Annotated in this window: 3 protein-coding genes; all 3 read left to right on the top strand. The window is 60.4% G+C overall.

Annotated elements, in window-relative coordinates; all coding sequences use genetic code 11:
* Positions 1-159 precede the first annotated feature (159 nt).
* The 3 genes from CKO15_RS13250 to CKO15_RS13240 all read left to right on the top strand — a co-directional run bounded on the left by CKO15_RS13250 (position 160) and on the right by CKO15_RS13240 (position 3,761).
* Entirely contained in the window at positions 160-1,284 is a 1,125-nt protein-coding gene (locus CKO15_RS13250; protein ID WP_338036070.1) for an ATPase domain-containing protein, read from the top strand.
* Entirely contained in the window at positions 1,259-2,320 is a 1,062-nt protein-coding gene (locus CKO15_RS13245) for an HD-GYP domain-containing protein (protein WP_200197169.1), read from the top strand. Before CKO15_RS13250 ends, CKO15_RS13245 begins: the two co-directional genes overlap by 26 nt.
* A gap of 286 nt (positions 2,321-2,606) precedes the next feature.
* Positions 2,607-3,761: a hypothetical protein gene (locus tag CKO15_RS13240; RefSeq protein WP_200197166.1), complete on the top strand. Its 1,155-nt coding sequence runs from the start codon at positions 2,607-2,609 to the stop codon at positions 3,759-3,761.
* The last annotated feature ends 103 nt before the right edge of the window (positions 3,762-3,864 follow it).

The raw sequence follows: 3,864 nt of genomic DNA, 5'->3' as shown, positions 1-3,864 counted from the left end.
AGAAAGAGATTCGCTAGCAGCGGACTAATGACTCCGCCCTGCGGAGTTCCCCGGTCCCTCGGGTATCGTGTCCCGTCGGAGAGTACCAGGTCGGCTTTCAGCCACCGCTCGATATACAGGAGTATCCGCTTCTCCTGCGTATGATGGCGCACCGCCCGCATCATCAGCTCATGGTCAATCGAGCGCCTCTGCCAGGCCGCGGAAAAACATCGCCCGCAGCGTGTCTTTATCGACTCGCTGACGCAGCTGCGCTATTTAATGCCCGATACAGCACAATTTCGTGCCCAAGTCCTCGCCCTGCTGCGGACCTTTACCGATCAAGGCGCAACGGTGCTCTTCACCTCAGAAGCGAGTCACGAAGCGCCCGATGACGACTTGCGTTTTCTCAGTGACGGGGTGGTGACGTTGCTGCGCTGTGCCAACGGCGCACGCACTCTCGAAGTCAGTAAACTGCGCGGCTCTGACTTCCTGCCTGGCCCACACGATGTCACCCTCGGTGCGCAAGGCATGCGGGTTCTGCCCCGGCTCATCCCGTCGCAACACAGCAGCCCCTTTGCCCCTCAGCTGATCAACTCCGGCATCCCTGAACTGGACGCCCTCGCCGGCGGTGGCGTTCACCGCGGCACTATCACGCTGCTCTCCGGCCCCAGCGGCAGCGGCAAAACCACGCTTGGAATGCAGTTTATGAAAGAGGCCGCTGGCCGCGGCGAGAGCTCCGCACTCTTTCTATTCGAGGAAGATATCGCCACTCTGCTGCACCGTGCCGATGCGCTGCGTATGCCCCTGCGAGGCATGGCCGAACGTGGCATGTTGCACTTGGAGCGCATCGAGCCACTGCACTATACGCCCATCCAGCTTGCGCACGCGCTGCGCCATCAGGTCGAACAGCGCCATGTCCAAATCGTCATGCTCGATAGCATCGCCGGCTACGGACTGGCCTTGAGCGGTCATGACCCACTCGTCGAACTCCACACGCTTTGCCAATACCTCAAAAACATGGGCGTCAGCGTCTTTATCGTCAACGAGGTCGACGCCTCGACGGCGGGCCGGCTCTCTTCCAGTACGTTCGACCTAAGCCCACTCGTCGATAACGTCTTGCTGCTGAACCTTGTCGTCGAGCAAGGCGCCCTGCGCAAGCAAGTGCGGGTGCTCAAACGACGCACTGGCGATTTCGACAAGCGACTCGCCTACATGGATTTTACCGAGCACGGCATCCGCGTTCAGCTAGCGCCACAGCCCGGGCTGGAGGCCTCTGCGTATGGCTCGCATTGCGCTGCTCATTAGCCACCGGGGCAATCACCGCCTGCTGCACGACTACTTAGGATCCGCCCACACTCTGCTCACTGCCACAGAAGTTGCCCTCAAGCAGGATCCGCCGCACCTGGTATTGACCGATCTATCGGGGCTACACCAGTGGCAGACAGCGCTCTCCGAGGCCCGCAAGGCGTGGACTCCGCTGATGATCCCCGTCTTATTGCTGGTATCCGAGCACGGAGTTCGCAAAGCACTAGCCCAATTAGGCGGCATCGTAGACGACCTTGCGAGCAAACCGCTGCGTTCAGTCGAACTCACCACTCGCATTCGCAACCTTCTCCGCCTGCGAGCCATCTCGGAGGACCTATGCGGTCGCCTAAACGATACGGCCGAATACAACAACACCCTTGAGCAGCAGATCCGCGAGCGCACCGAATCACTTCAGCGCACCCTCGGCGAGACGGTCCACCGGCTCACACGCGCCTCAGAGTTCAAAGACACCGACACCGGCAACCACATTAGACGGGTGTGCCACTACAGCCGGCTGCTTGCCGAACACATCGGCTGCAGTCAAACGCTTGCCGAGCGTATCTTCGAGACCGCCGCCCTGCACGATGTCGGCAAGATTGCCGTACCGGATCGTATCTTGCTAAAACCCGGCCCCCTCAATGCGCAAGAGTGGGCCATCATGCAGCAACATACCGTGAAGGGCGAACGTCTGCTCGCCGACTCCGACTCCCCTTACCTTCAGCTCGGCGCGCAAGTTGCCCGCTCGCACCATGAGCGCTATGACGGTGGCGGCTATCCAGACCAACTCGCCGGATCGGCCATCCCCCTCGCCGCTCGCATCGTACAGTTGGCCGATGTCTACGACGCCCTACGCACACCGCGCCCGTACAAGCCCGGATTCAGCCACCAGCAAGCCCTTCAGACCATTTGCATCGGCGATGGCCGCACCCATCCGGAGCACTTCGACCCGCAAGTGCTTGAGGCCTTCGAGGCTCGCAGTTCAGCTTTTGCTGAAATTTACGCCGCTCTCGCGGACCCGCCCCACAGTCAACCCTGACACACGGCGCCCCCCCTACTACGCCCTCATATTTTCCCTACGCCCTCTGGTTTAGTGCTATATTCGGGGTACGCAGAGGCAGGTGGCAAACTACGTCTCTGACGGGCGGTTCGCGATGCTTCCACAGATCACGGAGGCCGCCGACGGCCTCTTCCAATCGGAACCTCGACTGGAGACCTCGAAAAAAAGAGTGCCGCTGGCAGCTGGAGTGCAAAACAAATCTCCGGAGGCTGAATAGCCTCCTACGAGACACCGCACTCGCTTATCACACTCGGAGGTAGCAATCATGCACCCTTCCCACTCTCACTACACCCGGCGCGTCTGGCGCGTCTCTTGCCTGCTGGCTGGCGCGGCACTAGCCGGTTCCGTGCTGCTGCTCGCTGGCTGCCTCAACGGCGACGGTGACGACGATGGCCACTTCAATGGCGGTGGCCCACCTGTCAATGGCGGTGGCGGAACCGCTCCTAGCGGTAATGCCCAGCACGATACGGACGGGGTCTTCAACCGCCCAGTTCGACTCAATAGTATCAATGATTTCGAAGCGGCTGTTCAGTCCGTCGAGAGTGCCTTCGGGAACGCAGAGGAGCTCTTCGAGGACATTTGGGGGGAAATCAACCTCAACGGGAACGCCTCCCCGTTTGCGGCCTCTGCTTCCACTTCACACCCCTTCCCCAGTCCGAGCCTTATGGATCGGCGTTCCAGAGACTCTGACCCCCTAGCCCGAAGCGCATCGACAATGTCCAATACCCGCACATGTCCCGACGGGGGTAGCGTGACTTACAGCGTTACTGAGAACGTGAGCAACACCCGCGAGGAGTGGAGCGCAGAAGCCCGCTTCAGCAACTGCCGAGTCGATTTCGATGGCAGCAGCGGCGTGGTGAACGGCACAGCGAGCGGACAGCGCGTGGTAGACATAAGCCATAACGGTGATGAGGACGAAACAGGGAATCTGCGTATCGATTTGCAAGGAAACTTCGCTGGGCAACCGATCGTGGTCGATGTTACGGCCTCTTGGACCCACCTGTGGCGCGATCAAGCACGCACCTGGGATGAGACAAACCGCATTCCCCGTGCCGAGATTGTTCTCTTCTCAGACTACGTTGGCATCCTCGACGCCACCATTCACTGGAAAGAGCAAGGGCATAGCCACGGCACCTATACCGAAGAGGAGAATATGACTCTTACCCTGGGCAGCAGCGTCCTCAACGGGTTCGTCAACATCACCACACCAAGTACCATCGTGACCCACGACGACGGCTACTCCGACCTCTGCCCAACCCGCGGCGTACTGCAGATCGCCGGTTCCGGTACCGCTCAGATCCGCTATGGCGAGGATATGTCAGTCCCGCGCACGAACGGCGTCGATCTGGTGGTCGGCGGACAGACCAGAACTTTCACCCACTGTGATGACTTTGAGGATGAGTTCTATCTAGGCCTATAGGCCCACTGCACCCGCGCTCATCGAGAGCCCAGGAGCAGAAATAGCCTAAGCAGCCGCCGCGCCGCAGCGAGCCAATCGTGCGGCGCGGTTTCATTTTTGCCCC

The sequence above is a fragment of the Halorhodospira abdelmalekii genome (genome assembly GCF_016583625.1).
GTDB lineage: Bacteria > Pseudomonadota > Gammaproteobacteria > Nitrococcales > Halorhodospiraceae > Halorhodospira > Halorhodospira abdelmalekii.
This window is presented reverse-complemented; position numbering and strand designations above follow the sequence as displayed.

Bases quoted from the DNA above. Each gene is read 5' to 3' on its own strand.
- CKO15_RS13245 (WP_200197169.1), top strand. From the start codon at position 1,259: ATGGCTCGCATTGCGCTGCTCATTAGCCACCGGGGCAATCACCGCCTG.
- CKO15_RS13240 (WP_200197166.1), top strand. From the start codon at position 2,607: ATGCACCCTTCCCACTCTCACTACACCCGGCGCGTCTGGCGCGTCTCT.